This window comes from Streptomyces sp. NPDC059787 (assembly GCF_042732315.1).
In the GTDB taxonomy this organism is placed as follows: domain Bacteria; phylum Actinomycetota; class Actinomycetes; order Streptomycetales; family Streptomycetaceae; genus Streptomyces; species Streptomyces atrovirens.
The window spans coordinates 51,053-65,424 of the sequence record NZ_JBHWHX010000033.1 but is presented as its reverse complement, the minus strand read 5'-3'; the positions used below and the strand labels follow the sequence as shown (position 1 = coordinate 65,424).

The following is a 14,372-nucleotide window of genomic DNA, read 5'->3' as shown; positions in this document are numbered from 1 at the left end:
CGCCGCAAGGAAAGAAGCACTCTCCAGGTGAAGAAGCGTATCGGGTCCTACCCGCGTGTCCGCGTCGAGGGTGGCGGCCGGGCGGTGGTCTCGCAGGCCGGGGGTGTGCTGCTGGTCGAGACTGTCCACAAGGCCGGTTTGGACACCGCGATATCAGCGGCGCTGACGCCATGGCGGAAGGCCCAGGCGGTGCACGATCCGGGCAAGATCTTGCTGGATGTGGCCCTGGCGGTCGCGCTGGGCGGGGACTGTCTCGCGGACGTGGGCATGCTGCGGGCCGAGCCGGCCGTGTTCGGGCCGGTGGCCTCCGACCCGACGGTCTCCCGCCTCGTCGACACCCTCGCCGGCTCCGGGGAGAAGGCCCTGAAGGCCATCCGTTCCGCGCGGGCCCAAGCACGGCAGAGGATCTGGCAGTTGGCCGGCCGTGCGGCGCCCGACGCGGACGGGACGGTGACCGTCGACCTCGACGGGGTGCTGGTTGTCGCGCACTCCGACAAGGAGGACGTCGCACCCACGTGGAAGCGGACCTACGGACATCACCCGCTCATGGCCTTCGTCGACCACGGGCCGGGCGGCACCGGTGAACCGGTCGCCGCCCTGCTCAGGCCCGGGAACGCGGGATCGAACACCGCATCCGACCACATCACCACCGCCCGGCTCGCCCTGGCTCAACTGCCGAAGGGGTACCGGCGGGGCCGGCAGACGCTGGTCCGCACCGACTCCGCGGGCGGCACCCACGACTTCGTCGCCTGGCTCGCCCGGCGGGGACAATGGCTGTCCTACTCGGTCGGCATGGTGATCACCGACGCGATCCACCAGCACGTCCTCAAGGTCCCCGCCTCCGCCTGGACGCCGGCAATCGAGGCCGACGGCGAGATTCGGGACGGGGTCTGGGTCGCCGAGCTCACCGGCGACGTCCTGGACGGCTGGCCCAAGGGCATGCGGCTGATCGTCCGCAAGGAGCGTCCGCATCCCGGGGCTCAGTTGCGGCTCACGGACGCGGACGGCATGAGGCTGACCTGCTTCGCGACCAACACCGCCGGCCGGCCGATCGCCGAACTCGAGCTCCGTCACCGCCGGCGGGCGAGGGCCGAGGACCGGATCCGGGCCGCCCGCGCCACCGGCCTGCGGAACCTGCCCTTGAAGCGCACGGCCCAGAACCGGATCTGGCTCGAGATCGTGCAGATCGCTCTCGACCTGCTGGCCTGGATGCCGATCCTCGCCCTGACCGGCAAGGCCCGCCTCTGGGAACCCCGCCGCCTGCGGCTTCGCCTGTTCACCACCGCGGGACAGCTCGTCACCACCGGCCGCCGGCGAATCCTCCGCCTGGCTGGGCACTGGCCCTGGACCAGTCACATCACCGCCGCACTCGAACGGCTCGCCCTCCTGCCGAGCCCCGGCTGACCAGCGGATTCCCCATCCCAACGACAGCACCTCACCACCCGGAGCAGTGGAACCCGGCGCCGCCCCGAGACGACACTCGGGCCCCTGGCCTGCCCCGCCTCAGCCCACAGCACGAAAACGGTCCACCGACTCCGTCGGCGGACCGTCACGAAACTTTGAGGCTAATACAGGGATTGAGCGTAAAAGACAGCGCTGGTGGCTGCTTTCGATGACCGCATCTAGATCACTTCCTATGCGCGCAGCACCACCGAGGTGCCCCGACTGGTCGTCGTCGCCGTGCTGCCCATCGGCCGCCCCACACCCTCGGCCCTGCGCATGCAGCCGACGCCGCGATGACCCATCCGGCATAGACCGTCGCGCTCTCCCTGGCACGCGGAGCCAACTGCCGCAACCACCCTAAAACCCGACAGCGCCAGCAGCACGGTCGTGCATGGCCAGCCGCCACCACTTCTGGGACGCCACCCTCGCCAACTACCGAGGCACAGGGGCACCCCCACTGCAGGTGCACTTTGACGAACGCCAACTTGCTCCTCGCCTCCGCCCGCCTCTCTTGGAGTGGCTTCCCACCCTCCTAAATCAAGATCAACCTCCTCGCACCCTCAGGACCTCAATCCCAAGAAATTATCCGTAAAGTTGAGACATTCTCGATAGAGATGCGGCACCCCAGGTCACAGGCTTGCCGTCGAGAGCCTCAGTTGACCTGTTCAAGGCCCCTGAGCCGTGCTGACAGGGGGTTGAAGGGCTGGAGCAGGTGCATCGCTTCGTCGAACGCCATGAGGTATTGGGTGTACACCTGTCGACGTGCTGCTTCGACGCGGGCGGCACGCTGCTCATCGAGGGTCCGGTTCACGGTGTCGATGACGGCGCGGGCCTGCTCGTCGCCGGCATACCGGGCCGCCGCTGCCTGGCGTCGTCCGGCGGCGATCGTGAACCAGCCCGTGAGCGCGCTACCAGCGCCGCCCGCGCTGCTGGCTATGGGCCGAGCGCGGGACCTTTTCCCCTTCCTTCCCGCCGGTAAAGAAAGCCCCGACAGACGCGGCGGCCATCGAACGCCGCACCGTCGCGACCGGTTCCCCGTGGGCCTGCCGAACCCTGCGGCGCGCTCGCACCGACACCGACGGCCCCGGCACGTCTCGGCTTTCGACGCGTCCCAGACATCAACGGCATTACCAGCGAGGCGAGTTGTCTTTCCCGTGGTGGCGGTGGATCGTGGGTGCGTTGTCCGGAGGCGAAGGGAAGCAGGGCCATGGCCGCGGAGTGGCGGAGCGACGTTCTGGGGACCTCGCAGGTGCGGATACGCTCGGTCGACGGAGATGTGACCGGTGCCGGATTCCTGGTCGCCGCGGACCTGGTGTGTACCTGTGCACACGTCGTCGAAGAGGCCTTCGGTCTCCCGGCGCCCGCGGACGAGGCGCCTGGCGGGTCGGTGAACCTCGACTTCCCGCTCCTGTCCGCCCGTCCCTCCGCGCGGGCGAGCGTGGTCTCCTGGCGCCATGGGGGGGCCGATGTCGCCCTGCTGCGGCTCGACCGGCCCGTCGAGGGCGCGAGGCCGGCGGGGCTCGTCGACGGCACCGCGGTCTGGGAGCATCCGTTCCGGGTGTTCGGACACCCTGATGGTGCGGATCACGGAGTCTGGGTGCGGGGCACCCTGCGCGCCGGCCAGGGGGCGGGGCTCCTGCAGATGGAGGCGCACCTGCCCGGGCCCCGCGTCACGGAAGGGTTCAGCGGGTCCCCGGTGTGGGACGACGCCCAGGGCGGGGTCGTCGGAATGACCGTCGCCGCGCACCGAGGGGAGAGCACCGCCTATCTGCTGCCGTCGGCCGATCTGATCGACGAGCACACCATGCCGGCGCGTTGCCCGTTTCAGGGGCTGGAGCCCTTCACCGAGAAACAGTCGGAGTTCTTCCACGGCCGTGACGCCGACACCATCCGGGTGATGGAGGCTCTTCAGCAGAGGCCGGTGGTGCTGGTGGTGGGGCCCTCAGGATGTGGGAAGTCCTCCTTGATACGGGCCGGGGCGCTGCCCCGGTTACGGGGCCAGGGTGCTGGTGTGTCCGAGTTGCGTCCCGTTCCGGGCGCCCGGGCGACCTCCGTTCTCGCTCACGTGCTGACCGATGTCCTGGAACCGGGGCTCGGCGAAATCGAACGCCTCACCAGGGCCGAGGAACTGGCCTGGCTCCTCGCCGACGGCGAGGACGTCCTCGCGGCGCTGCGGGGACGGATCCTAGCCCGTGGCCCGAGCGCCGGGCACGTGCTCTTCGTGGACCAGCTCGAGGAGTATGCACGTGCCGTGCCCGCTGAGGCGTGCGAGCTGTTCCGCATGCTCTCCGGCCTCGCCGGCCGACGAGGCGCGGCAGCCCTGCGGGTCGTCGCCACGGCGCGTCCCGACTCCCTCGACGCACTGGTGACGGTCGGTACGTCCGACGTCGTCAGTGATGCCGTGCAGTTCCTCGCGCCTCTGAGCGATGACGACTTGAAGCGCGCGGTGACCGCCCCCGTCGACGCCGTGCCGGGGCTGTGGTTCGAGCCGGGACTGCCCGAGAGGATCGTCGCGGACGCGGGCAACGAGCCCGGGCGGATGCCGCTGGTCCAGTTCGCCCTGACCGAGTTGTGGCACCAGCGCAGCAATTCGATGCTCACCCATGCCGCCTACGACGCGTTCGAAGGCATTGCGGGGGCCCTGGCTAAACATGCGGACGGCGTCCACGCCCAGTTGGCACGGAAGCAGCAAGAGCTTGCTCCCCGGTTGTTCGCGCAGCTGGCCCGGCCAGGTGACGGCGACACCTTCGTCCGCAGACCCGCCCGCACCACCGATCTCGCTCCGGAACTCCTCGCACTCGTCCGCGAGCTGACCCGGTCATCGCGGAGACTCCTCGTCCTTTCGCACGCCCCGGGGGAATCCGGGCAGGAGGAGATCGTCGACCTGGCGCACGAAGCGCTGATCGAACTCTGGCCGCTCCTTCGGACCTGGCTGGTGGAGTCCCGGGACTTCCGTGCCTGGCAGGAGCAGTTGCGCGCCGATGTGGGCCGCTGGCAGGCGCGGAAGAGCGATCCTGCGCGTCTGCTCAGCGGCGTGGACCTGGCCGAGGCGGACCTCAAGCTCGAGGGACACAGCCAGGACGTCTCCGCCGAGGAGCGCACCTATATCCAGTTGAGCCACCGCCACTCCCGGCGCAGGATTCGCGTGCGCAGGGGCGCGGTGGGGGTGCTCGCCGTGCTTACGGTGCTCTCCGTCGTCCTGGCGCTCTCCACCTGGCGTGGCCTGCAGCGTGCCGAACAGCAGCTCCGCCTCCAGGCGGCGGGCCTCCTCGCCCAGGCCTCCGAGGCGCGCCCGCCGGATGATCCAGCCACGGCCTTGCAACTCGCGCTGGCTGCCTACAACGCCCGGCCGACCGCCACGACCCGCCAGGTCCTGCTGAACCAGTACGTCCGCGGACAGCACCTGCTGGCCAGCCACCCCTCGGTCTGGAAGGGGCGCGCCACGAACATGACGTCCACCCCGGACGGCCGTGTGCTGGTGGTCACATCGAGGCGGAGCAGCGACAACCCCCGGTTCACCGTGGTCACCGACGCCCTGAGCGGCACGCCACGCGCACGAGAGCTGAGCGGCGTTCCCAAAGGACTGGTCCACGACCAGGCCCTGAGCCCTGACGGCCGCTTCTTCGCCGCTTCGAGCTCGTCCGATGTCGTGCTCCTGTGGCGACTGGACGGCTCCTCCCGCCCCGAGTCGCTGTCCGTAGCCCACACGTCGGCCGGGACAGTGAACGGCACTCTGGATTTCAGCAGCGACAGCAAGCGACTCCTGGTGACCATGAGGCCCTCGGGCAGATGCTCCCCTCTCCCCAAGTGTCCGCCCGCGTTCGCCGAGGCATGGGAGACCGGGTCGGGTGCTCGCATCCGCGTACCGGACGGGCTCGTTCCCGAGCGAGGGGTGCAGGAGGCGGCGTTCACCTCCGACCCGGATTCCGTCGCGACCATCGGTTACACCCCCGACGTGGAGGACTTGCGGATCGAGATCAGAGACCTCCACACGTCTCGGCTGCGGTACACCGCCACCGTTGACGACAACTTGATCTCAGGCATCCGGTTGAGGGCCGGTGGTGAACTCCTCATCCGTCAGAACGGTGACGACTCGTACTCACAGCCCCTCGGAGCCGCCCCCGGCCGTCGCGTCGAACTGCCCGACGTCGACGTCATCGGGACCATGGACAGCACCCAACGTTTCCACATATCGTCGGGCGACTCCTCGAACGGCACAGACGCAGGACTCTACGACGAGCCGATTCTGACCGACCTCAGCACCGGGCAAGCTCATATCGCCCGCATTCCCAGCGCCCGCGACACCAACCTCTCAAGCGCCGGCCTCGCGGTGGTACCCCGCAACGACGGTGAGGTGGTCGTCCTGGCACCGCTCGGCACCGCGCTCATGATCGTGCGCGCCGAGCGGTACGACCGTAAACAATTCACCGTCGCGGACGGCAACGCGGCCTCCAGCGTGTCACCGGACCGGCGCTTCATGGCCATCGCGGACCAGCGCAGTCTGCAGGTCGTCGACGCGTCCGGCGCCCGGCGGCAGTCCGTTCCGCTTCCATTCATCGACGACGCGCCGTTCTGGACGCTCTCCTGGACCGCGGATTCACGACGGGTCGTGGTGTGGAGCAGGGGGGGAAACCTGCTCGCCGCGTACCCGGCAGGGAGTCTGAAGGACAAGGTGCCACTCGACGGTGCGCTGCCCGGGGCGAAGGCAGCGGAGAAGGAAGAAAGCAACCAGGGAGGCGAGGTGGAGGAAGTCGCCGCCCTGGGCGGCAGCGAGATCGCCCTGCTGACGCTCGACGGGCGCCTCGCCCGGGTCGACGCCGCCAACGGGGCCCTCCTGACGCGGCCGGTCCCCGCCCACCCCGATCCGGACCGGTCCGGCATGGGCACCCTCGACGACATTTTCACCGAGGGCCGGCTCGTCCCCCGTCCGCACCACCCCGGTCAGGTCGTGGCGGTGACCCGGCGCGGCGCCGCGTTCGGTGACATCCTGCTGTGGGACCTTCGCACGCCCCGGCACATCGCGACCCTGTCAGGACTCGCGATCTCAGCGCCGGCCGTCAGCAGCGACGACCCTCCGAACGGTCCGCTCGCCTTCGACGAGCGCGGTTCCCGTCTTGCCGTCAAGAACAGCGGCGGAGAGGTTCGGGTGTGGAACGTCAACGGGCGCAAGCAGCTGCCCGGCAGCGCGACCGGCTCCTGGGACGAGTACGTGGTCGGCGTCGGCGCCGGGGACCGGGTCCTCACTTACAGCAAGGGTCGGGTGACGATCCATAACCTGGCCGATGCCAGCGGCTCCGCCACGCTGAACGTTCCTGAAGGAGCGGTGGCCTCCGTGCGGGGGAACCGCCTGGAGGTGTTCCTCGGAGGAGTGAAGGAGACCTTCACCTTACGGCGCAGGACCTTCGACCTGCGTCCCGAGGCCCAGTTCCGGACCCTGTGCGATGCCGTGGGCCGCGACTACACCCCCGCCGAACGTGAACTGCTGCCAGACGGGACCCCGGAACAGCCGCCCTGCACCTGAACTGGAGACGCGAGAAAATCCTGCGACCGAGTCCGGCAACTCCGCTGTCCGGCCGGGGTGCCTCCCGCACAATGATCCGCATGAACGATTCACAAGATTTCACGCTCTCGGACGGAACCACGGTTCACTTCCTGGTCGAACCCGCGGAACGTCCCGTCTCCAGCGCGGAGCAGGCACCGGACGGCATCGGCCCGCTCGTTCCTGTCGCCAGGCAAAGGCGGGCGGCCGCCGCCCTCGCCGCCGACGCACTGCGTACGACGCTGCAACCCCTCGGCTCGCTGGTCCAGGACGTGCACGACGCGGTCACCACAGGGGCGACTCCGCCCGCCGAGGTATCCGTCACCTTCGGCGTCCAGCTCGGACACGACCTCAAACTCGGCATTGTCAGCGGCAGCGGACAGGCACATCTGACGGTCACCGCCACCTGGAAACCGGAACAGAACCAGGCACCCGGGTCCTGACAGCACCAGGGGGCCTCGATCCAAGGTCTTTGAAAAGTGATCTTGTGTCCGGGTTCGTCAGGTCAGTCCGAGGGCCGTGAGAGGCCGCTGGTGGTCTCGGGCGGTGCGGTGAAGACGGTGCTGTCACGTTGTTGGGTGCCTGGGTTTCTGACGGCGCGTCGGGGCGTGGCAGGGGGCCGGTTTTCGGGCCGGTGCTCAGGCCGTGGTAGGCCAGCTGGCAGCGCCGGTGGCCTGGTCCCAGATGGCGAAGCGGACGGCCATCTCGGCTCGGTAGCCGGGGGCGGTCATCAGGTGGCGGCGGGGCCGGAAGTGCGGTGAGACGCCGCTGAACGCGGACAGGAACCGCTGCGCTCCGCCGACGGAGCGGAAGCCCTTCATCGCGCGTTCGCGTTGCCGCGTCGGCTGATGACTGGGTGAGTTCAACCGGTCGATGCAACACCTCGTCCTCGGAGGTGTTGATGGGCAGGCCAGCAGGATGGATAGCGGCGTTGACCGGGCGGTCGCCGATGAAGTCTCCGGGTGCGCCGGCACTTTGGCAGGAGGTCGAACGTCAGTTCTGGCGGGAAATCGCGAAGGGACTGCTCGCCGAGGAGGCGGCAGCTGCGGTTGGCGTATCCCAGGCGGCGGGTTGCAGGTGGTTCCGTCACGGTGGCGGCATGCCACCAATGGATCTTGCTCCGCAGTCCGGCCGGTACCTGTCCTTTCACGAGCGTGAAGAGATCGCGATTCTCAAAGCACAGGGCATCGGAGTCCGGGAGACCGCGCGGCGTCTCGGCCGCGATCCATCAACGGTATCCCGGGAGCTGCGGCGCAACACCGCGACCCGCGGTGGTCGGCTGGACTACCGGGCTTCGGTCGCGCAGTGGAAGGCCGATCTCGTGGCCCAGCGCCCGAAGACAGCGAAGCTGGCCGCGAACGACCGGCTGCGGGACTACGTGCAGGAAAGGCTCGCGGGCCAGGTCAGCCGCCCGGACGGGACGGTACTGGGGCCGCAGGGCCCGCGGTGGAAGGGGAGGAACAAGCCCCACCGCGGCGACCGCCAATGGGTCATGGCGTGGAGTCCGGAGCAGATCGCGAACCGGCTGAAGGTCGTCTTCCCCGATGATGAGTCCATGCGGATCAGCCATGAGGCGATCTACCAGGCCTTGTTCATCGAAGGCCGTGGAGCGCTCAAGCGTGAGCTCGTTGCCTGCCTGCGCACCGGCAGGGCCCTGCGGGTGCCCCGGGCCCGGTCCAAACGGACGGCGTGGGCCCACGTCACGCCCGAGGTACTGATCAGCGAACGACCGGCTGAAGCCGACGACCGCGCCGTACCGGGACACTGGGAGGGCGACCTCCTGATCGGACTCGAGCGATCGGCGATCGGCACGCTGGTCGAGCGCACGACCCGATTCACAGTGCTTGTCCACCTGCCCCGCCAGGACGGTTACGGCATCGTCCCTCGTACCAAGAACGGACCGCCACTGGCCGGCTATGGCGCGGTGACGATGAAAGACGCGTTTGCGGCCACAGTCTGCACCCTGCCCGGGCAACTATGGCGGTCGTTGACCTGGGACCGGGGCAAGGAGCTGTCGGCACACGCCCAGTTCACGGTCGAGACCGGCGTCCCGGTCTACTTCGCTGACCCGCACAGTCCCTGGCAGCGCGGCACCAACGAGAACACGAACGGCTTGTTGCGCCAATACTTCCCGAAGGGCACGGACCTTTCTCGATGGGCGGCGGAGGATATCGAGGCGGTCGCTGCCACCCTCAACAGTCGCCCTCGCAAGAGCCTCGGTTGAAAGACACCCGCCGAAGCCCTCAACGACCATCTACTATCGATTACATACCGGTAGTTCGTTAAATCCGGCGGTAGAGATCAATGCCGTGTCCGGTGGTGACCGCGTCGATCAGGGCCTGGAGCTCGGCGGGCGGGTCGGTGTCCGTCCAGGCTTGCCACCATCGGTTGAGGGTGACGGCGGGGGTGAGCCAGGAACGGATGGCGCGTAAGGCCCTGGGCCAGCAGGGCGGTTGGGGCTGGTGGGGTATGGCTGGGCCCCCTCTCTGGCCCCTCGTCGGGGCAGAGGTCCGGCGCGGTGGCGTCCAGGGGTCCGGGTGGGGCGAACCATTGGTCCTAGCAGAAGGAGAAGGCGCAGTTGACCAGGGTCTGGTGGCGGCGGATGGCGCGGTCGGAGCGGACTTGGAAGTCGGCCCAGCCGAGTTCGTCCTTGATCTGCTTGTAGCTCTGCTCGATCCAGGGCCGCATACCGTAGAGGCAGACGATCTCGGCAAGGTCGGCCGACGGGTGTGGGCTGGTGGCGGCGGGGGGTGCGTCGGGGTGGGGCAGGTTGGTGGCCAGGTACCAGGTGGCCTTCTCCGGCAGGCTGGCTGGGTCGGTGGTGGCCACGACCAGCCGGCAGGGTGAGTCGGGGCCGTAGCCGCCCAGGTGGGCATCGGCGGCCCACCAGGTCTCGGTGTGCCCGTCGCGGAAGTGACGCTCCACGGGTGTCCAGTCGCCGGGATGTCTGGCATCCTTCCAGGTCAGGGCGTGGGCGGCGTCGATGGGGGTGTGCGGCTGGCCGGCCGGAGCCCAGGTGCCGCGGTGCGGCTTGAGTGCGACCACGTAGGCCAGGCCGGCCTTGCGCAGTGCGAGGTACCAGTCGTCGCTCACGGAGTAGGCGCAGTCGGCGACCACCGCCCGGCAGCCGAAGCCCGCCTCCTTCCCGCGGGCCGCGAGGGCAGCAGCCAGCTGCGGCTTTGTACGGAAGGCCGGATCGGAGCGGCCGCGGGCGAAGTGATGGGCGGGGGTGTAGGGAGTCGCGTGCAGCGGGTAGTACACGCGTCCGTCGGTCCACACCGTGGTCACCGTGACGATGCCGTTGTCGGTCTTACCCAACCGGCCCAGCCACTGCCGGCCCACGTGCGCGGTGGCCGTGCCGTCCTTGCGGTCCCCGGAATCGTCGATCACGATGACCCCGCCGTCGTGCGGAGCCGTCGCCGGCTGCTCGCGCAGCAGCTCAAGGCGCCGGTCGTTGATCCGCTCGGCCTCCCAGGGGGACTCGGACAGGAAGAACTGCAGCCGCTGCACCGCTGGCATCCCCGCACCGGCCACCGGTTCCGCCCCTGCCAGGCAGGTGATCGTCTTGTTCCGCTCCCGCGGCGCCAGCAGTCCGGTCAGGTACTCGCGAAACCCTCGCCGCTGGGCGAGGCTGAAGAAGAGGTCGTCGAACCGGGCGGCATAGTCCTCCAGCGGTCCCGGCGCAGGCGGACACGGACGGCGAGCAGTCATCTTCAGCCCCCAGCAAGGCAGTTGACTCCTACCACCGGCCTACGGCCAACCGAACCGGCCGTCAACCCACATCACCGCCGGATTTAACGAACTACCGGTAGTAAGCCGTTTTCCTCCTGTCCTGCGGAGGACGCAGGTCAGGAGGGTGGTGTGACGTGGCGAGGCCCTTGGGCGTTGCGACGGTGTTCTCTACGCACTACGCCTCGCCCGAGGAGCCTCGTTCATCCCGTATCGAACCACGTTCAACGTCTCTCATGAGCTGGTCGAGCACGTCTCGTGACTCATCTGTGCCCGCAAGTGTGAAAACGGCATGTAATGGCGCAAGTTGGGCTAATTCAACCAGGTCCTGCTCGCGCTGGTGTATCTGCTCAAGAATGAGATGCTGCCTCAGCTTGCGGTGGGATTCGGGATTTCAACCGCGACCGTGTGACGGTACGGGGATGAAACTCTTGAAGTCCTGGCCTCCTAGTACTCCAGTACGGTTTCGTGATCTACCCGCTGGCTGCGGGGGCGAGCGGTCGTCGGTAGTCGCCACGTCGGGTCGTGGCATGGTGCCGTGTGAGGCTGCGGCGCCCCTGAGGATGACGGTGGTCGGCGTTCCGACGCACATTCAGGACGAGTTGCAGTGAATGGCGCATTCCGGTGGTTCAGTGCGCCGGAGGGAATGTAGCGTCGCGATCATGGAATCGCTGATAGGCACCACCACTGACCAGGCGCCGGCGAACCCGGCCGCGACCGATGACATGCTGGCCACCCAACCGATCGGCTACTGGAGCGGCTTGGCCCATGCGACCGTCACGCGGTATCTACGTGACGCGATGGCCAAGCTCGACGTCACGCAGCCGCAGTACTGGGTACTCAACCGCGTGAACGGCGGCCCTGTGGCGCCGAGCCGCGAGGAGGTCGTCGCGCAGCTAGCGAGCTCGTGCACGGTAGGCGGTGAGGCGTCGAGCTTCTGATCGTCGATCATGGTCGTGTGGTGGGGAATGCGTCTCGTGCAGCGATCATCAGCGACCGGAGGGTCACGGGCCTGTCGGCCGACGTGATCGCTGAACTCGTTGCTGAACTGGGCCCGTTGTGGCATGAACGGCACCAGGCCAGGCTTGCGTCTCGGCCGCGGAAGCGTGCTGTGGGCGCGGGTGCGAAGCATCGGTTGGTGTTCGTCGACCGGCTCCTGGCCACGCTCGTGCACCTCCGACACGGGGTCACGCACGACGTGCTCGCCTGCTGGTTCAAGGTGGACCGCTCCACCATCACTCGGGCCATCGGCGAGGTGCGGCCCTTGCTCGCCGAGCGAGGGTGCACCGTCAGCCTGGGTGTACGGCTGCGGACCCTGGCCGAGGTCATCGACCACCTCGGTGCCGACGGGAAGACCGGGATCATCGACGGCACCGAGATCCGGGTCCGCCGGCCGGCCGCCGGAAGTAAGGACCGGGACAGGTTCATCTCCGGCAAGAACAAGCAGAACGCCGTCAAGACCATGGTGATCACGGATGGCGACGGGCGGGTGCTGTTCTGCAGTCCGACTAGGCCCGGAAGCTGCGCGGACATCACCCACGCCCGCCAGCTCGGGCTGGTCAAGCTCCTGGCCGACGGGCCCGCGGTGGAGATCCTTGCCGATGCCGGCTATCAGGGCCTGGGCGCCCAGACCGGCGGACGGGTGATCACACCGCCACATCGCAAGTTCAAGAAGAACGCTCCGGACTGGTACGAGGAGATGTACGAGCGGCAGCGCAAGGCGCACTCCTCGAGGCGGATCCGTGTCGAGCACGGCATTGCTCACTTGAAGAACTGGCGTGCTCTGACCCGCCACCTCGGCCGCCGCGAGCACATGAGTCACACCGTCCAAGCCATCGCCGGCCTGCTGTCCCACCAACAGACCGCGGACCTGACATCAGCACGACCGATGTGAACGCCGAGGCCCGCCGCGATTCTCGACGCCTCACCGCCTACCGTGCACGAGCTCGTTAGGGCTCGCAGAGAATCAACATGTTGGTTTGATCTTCGTGGGGTTGCTGTTGGCGAGGAACGCGGTGACGTCAGCAGGTGTCCGGAATCTGGCTGTCGAGGGTGGGATGGTGCGGCCGTGCTCGGCCAGGAGGGGCTGGACTTGGTGAACGGCCCTGGTGAGGGTGCTGGTGTTGACTCCGAAGAGCTGGGCGAGCAGGTCGCGGGTGCCGAGTTTGCGCAGGTAGAGCACGGTGGCCAGGACTCTGTCGGCGGTGGTCAGCTTGTCCTTGGCGCCAGCGCCCCGGGCACGGATGCGCTGGCCTCCTCGCTGCCGGAGCCGTCCTTGCTCACGTAACTCATCCAATTTCCCGGTCAGTTGGCTGATGAGTTCGTCCAGCGCCGGTTCGGGCATGCCGGTCAGCTCCGGGTTGCGCAGACACCCGGTGCAGGGCTGTGGGGACGGGTCACCGGCCGGTGGTGGGGTCGTGGCTGCACTGGTGGTGTCGCGAGGTCGGGGGTGGAGGGTGTAGTTCCAGTCGCCGTGGAAACGATGTCGGTGCATGGGCAGAGCGTCGATGTCGCTGTCGGTGACCTTGATGCCGGTGTCGTAGGTGCCCGGGTCGAGTTCGGCGTGGACGGTCAGCCCGGTGCGGGTGGTGGTCGCCGCGATGCTGTTCACGATGACGTCGTGGCTGGTCAGCGGGCGGCCACGCCAGTTCATGGAGATGTGGGAGAACAGCCGGTGCTCGATCTTGTTCCACTTCGAAGTGCCCGGCGGCATGTGGCAGACCGTGATGTCCAAGTGTGTCTCGGCAGCCAGGGCGGCGAGTTCGGTCTTCCAGGCGCGGGTGCGGTAGCCGTTGGACCCGCCCGCGTCCGCGGTGATCAGCAGACGGGTGGCGGCCGGGTAGTCGTGCCGGCCCCGGGCCTGCCACCAGCGGCGGATGGAGGCGACGGCGAACGCGGCGGTGTCGTGATCAGTGCCCACGGTGACCCAGCCGGTGTTCGCGGCGATGTCATAGATCCCGTAGGGGATCGCCTTGCCCGGTCCCTGCCGGTCCGGGAAGTCGTGCGTCTTGACCAGGGCCGGCTCACCGGCCGGCCGCCACTGGCGGCCCGCGTTCTTGTAGTCGCCGACGAGTTCCTTCTTCTTCGTGTCCACGCTGATCACCGGCTGGCCGGCGCCCATGTGTCCTCTGGCCTGCTCGTTGATGTAGCGGAACTGGGCGTCGCGGTCCGGGTGCTGCCTGCCCTCGATGGTCTTGGCGCCGGCCTGCAGGCTGAAGCCCTCCTCACGCAGCAGGTCCCCGACCGTGTCCGCGCTCACCCGGTGCCCCTGACCGGTGAGCTCGGCCGCGAGGTTTCTGGTCGACTTCACCGTCCAGCGCAGCGGCGACATCGGATCACCCCGTTCGTCGGGTTCCACCAGGGCCAGCAGCGCGGGCCGCAGCCCCGGATCAAGATCCGCGGACCTCTTCCGGCCACCACCGGGCCTGCGCACTCGGCCCAGGGGTTCCTCGCCGGTCTCCAGCTCGTCCACGCCCTTGCGGACCGTCGTCTCGCTGACCTGGGCCGCCCGCGCGACCGCCCGGATACCGCCGTGGCCCAGGATCCGGGCTTCGGCCCCCATCATCAGCCGCCGCTGTCGCTCGTCGAGGTGCGGGAACAACACCTCGAACCTCACAGTGAGTTGGCTGCGAACCTCGTCAGAGACGCTCATACCACAACA

The 14,372-nt window shown here is 68.5% G+C and carries 9 protein-coding genes and 2 pseudogenes; 7 read left to right on the top strand and 4 right to left on the bottom strand.

Features of this window, described 5'->3' with window-relative positions:
* Positions 1–27: 27 nt before the first annotated feature.
* Positions 28–1,404, top strand: coding sequence for an IS1380 family transposase (locus ACFV5H_RS26940; RefSeq protein ID WP_385197646.1), 1,377 nt, complete (start codon positions 28–30; stop codon positions 1,402–1,404).
* A 691-nt stretch (positions 1,405–2,095) separates the two neighbouring features.
* On the opposite strand, the gene ACFV5H_RS26935 is transcribed toward ACFV5H_RS26940, so the two are convergent.
* On the bottom strand, positions 2,096–2,254 hold the full coding sequence (locus ACFV5H_RS26935) for a hypothetical protein (protein WP_385197644.1): 159 nt from the start codon (positions 2,252–2,254) through the stop codon (positions 2,096–2,098).
* 396 nt (positions 2,255–2,650) lie between these two features.
* On the opposite strand from ACFV5H_RS26935, the gene ACFV5H_RS26930 reads away from it, so the two are divergent.
* The gene (locus ACFV5H_RS26930; RefSeq protein ID WP_385197643.1) at positions 2,651–6,964 is read left to right on the top strand and encodes a trypsin-like peptidase domain-containing protein; all 4,314 of its coding nucleotides are present in this window, start codon (positions 2,651–2,653) and stop codon (positions 6,962–6,964) included.
* A gap of 80 nt (positions 6,965–7,044) precedes the next feature.
* Complete coding sequence (locus ACFV5H_RS26925) at positions 7,045–7,425, top strand: CU044_2847 family protein (protein ID WP_385197642.1); 381 nt, start codon at positions 7,045–7,047, stop codon at positions 7,423–7,425.
* Positions 7,426–7,620: 195 nt separating this feature from the next.
* Here the strand turns inward: ACFV5H_RS26925 and ACFV5H_RS26920 are convergent.
* Positions 7,621–7,839, bottom strand: a pseudogene (locus ACFV5H_RS26920) (IS6 family transposase); the annotation flags it as partial.
* A 44-nt stretch (positions 7,840–7,883) separates the two neighbouring features.
* On the opposite strand from ACFV5H_RS26920, the gene ACFV5H_RS26915 reads away from it, so the two are divergent.
* The gene (locus ACFV5H_RS26915) at positions 7,884–9,206 is read left to right on the top strand and encodes an IS30 family transposase (RefSeq protein ID WP_385197641.1); all 1,323 of its coding nucleotides are present in this window, start codon (positions 7,884–7,886) and stop codon (positions 9,204–9,206) included.
* Between the two features lie 332 nt (positions 9,207–9,538).
* On the opposite strand, the gene ACFV5H_RS26910 is transcribed toward ACFV5H_RS26915, so the two are convergent.
* Positions 9,539–10,693: an IS701 family transposase gene (locus tag ACFV5H_RS26910; protein WP_385197640.1), complete on the bottom strand. Its 1,155-nt coding sequence runs from the start codon at positions 10,691–10,693 to the stop codon at positions 9,539–9,541.
* Between the two features lie 346 nt (positions 10,694–11,039).
* On the opposite strand from ACFV5H_RS26910, the gene ACFV5H_RS26905 reads away from it, so the two are divergent.
* From ACFV5H_RS26905 to ACFV5H_RS26895, 3 genes and pseudogenes are all read left to right on the top strand, one after another.
* Complete coding sequence (locus tag ACFV5H_RS26905; protein WP_385197660.1) at positions 11,040–11,123, top strand: hypothetical protein; 84 nt, start codon at positions 11,040–11,042, stop codon at positions 11,121–11,123.
* 250 nt (positions 11,124–11,373) lie between these two features.
* Positions 11,374–11,610: pseudogene (locus ACFV5H_RS26900) on the top strand (MarR family transcriptional regulator); the annotation flags it as partial.
* A gap of 59 nt (positions 11,611–11,669) precedes the next feature.
* Positions 11,670–12,605: a transposase family protein gene (locus tag ACFV5H_RS26895; protein WP_385197639.1), complete on the top strand. Its 936-nt coding sequence runs from the start codon at positions 11,670–11,672 to the stop codon at positions 12,603–12,605.
* A gap of 72 nt (positions 12,606–12,677) precedes the next feature.
* Here the strand turns inward: ACFV5H_RS26895 and ACFV5H_RS26890 are convergent, their stop codons facing one another.
* Positions 12,678–14,363 carry an ISAzo13 family transposase gene (locus ACFV5H_RS26890; RefSeq protein ID WP_385197638.1) on the bottom strand — a complete coding sequence of 562 codons (1,686 nt, stop codon included), beginning with the start codon at positions 14,361–14,363 and terminating at the stop codon, positions 12,678–12,680.
* Positions 14,364–14,372: the final 9 nt, after the last annotated feature.